This window comes from Thermogutta sp. (genome assembly GCF_014359955.1).
GTDB lineage: Bacteria > Planctomycetota > Planctomycetia > Pirellulales > Thermoguttaceae > Thermogutta.
In genome coordinates, this window is record NZ_JACIYL010001088.1 from 1 (window position 1) to 1,109 (window position 1,109).

2 protein-coding genes are annotated in these 1,109 nt (G+C 61.1%); one reads left to right on the forward strand and one right to left on the reverse strand.

From position 1 onward, the window contains the following. Nucleotides 1–23 precede the first annotated feature (23 nt). A complete protein-coding gene (locus H5U08_RS19560; RefSeq protein WP_297037085.1) occupies nt 24–509 on the forward strand; it encodes a TraR/DksA C4-type zinc finger protein in 486 nt (161 codons plus the stop codon). Between the two features lie 187 nt (nt 510–696). On the opposite strand, the gene H5U08_RS19565 is transcribed toward H5U08_RS19560, so the two are convergent. Beyond that, nucleotides 697–1,109: glycosyltransferase family 9 protein (locus H5U08_RS19565; RefSeq protein WP_297037088.1), on the reverse strand; the 413-nt coding region annotated here is incomplete at its 5' end.

A 1,109-nucleotide genomic window follows, 5' to 3' on the forward strand; every position in this document is an offset into this window, starting at 1 on the left:
CCGTGCATTAATAACCGGACGCAATGGCCATTTTCTTCTATCGGCTGCACTGTCGGCACTGTGGACACACCGAAATTCTGTCTCGCCATGAGGCAGAGCGGAGGCTCCAGGCTCACAAGAAGCTCCGCGCCGGTGTCCAGACCGACGAAGCGCTGCTGGATGAATTGGTCCCCAACCTTCTGCCACAAACCCCCTGTCGCCAATGCGGCACGGTGCCGCTGCAGGTTACGGTTCAGCATGACGTCGGCGACTGGTCGGAACAAAAGCGCTGTTTGGCGTGTGGCAGTGTCATCCCACCAGCGCGACTGGCCGTGTTTCCCGACGCAGAAATGTGCACCAGTTGTCAGAGTGCTGTGGAGAAAGGGGAAACGCCGGGCCCACCCGTCTTCTGCCGACGCTGCGGGAGCCCCATGCGGATCGGCACACGTCAGATCGGCGGCCGGACGCGGTACGTGTGGATATGCACCAATGAAACCGGGTGCTCTTACTGGTGCGAGGGCACTCGATGAGCCCCTGCATTCCGCGGAGGGGTGCTCTCCCAACACGTCCACAACTGGCCATTTCAAACCGAGGCAGCCAATTTTTTGACGCAGCCTTCAAGTTTGCAATGCAGATCAAAAAACGTGACAGGCATCGCCTCGATTTCGCTGCGGTGAGAGCGTGGATGAAGAAGAGCGAGGCCGTCAGAGGCGTCGATCACGCGGCTTTTCGCTCGCGGAGCAATTTCGTGCAGGCGTCACACACCATCTCCGGCGTGATCGCCTGCATCAGGCTTTCCGGTGCTCGTCTCGGGTGACGACCTCTGTATTCCACCGCCCGAACCACAACGTGACCAGGCCCATAGGGACCGACGCGTGCGGGGTCCGTCGGCCCGAAAAGCCCAACACAGGGGACACCGAGCGCCGCTGCGAGGTGGAGTGGCCCTGTATCGGCGGAGATCATGAGCGACGCCCGACGGAGAATCGCTGCCATTTGCCGAAGGTCCGTCGGGGGAGCCAGCCGACACGCCTCTCCCGCCCGCGCCATAATTGTTTCCGCCCAGTTCTTTTCAAGCTGGTTCCCCCACAACACAAGGGTCGGCATTGCCAGTGTCGTCTCGAGGAACTTCG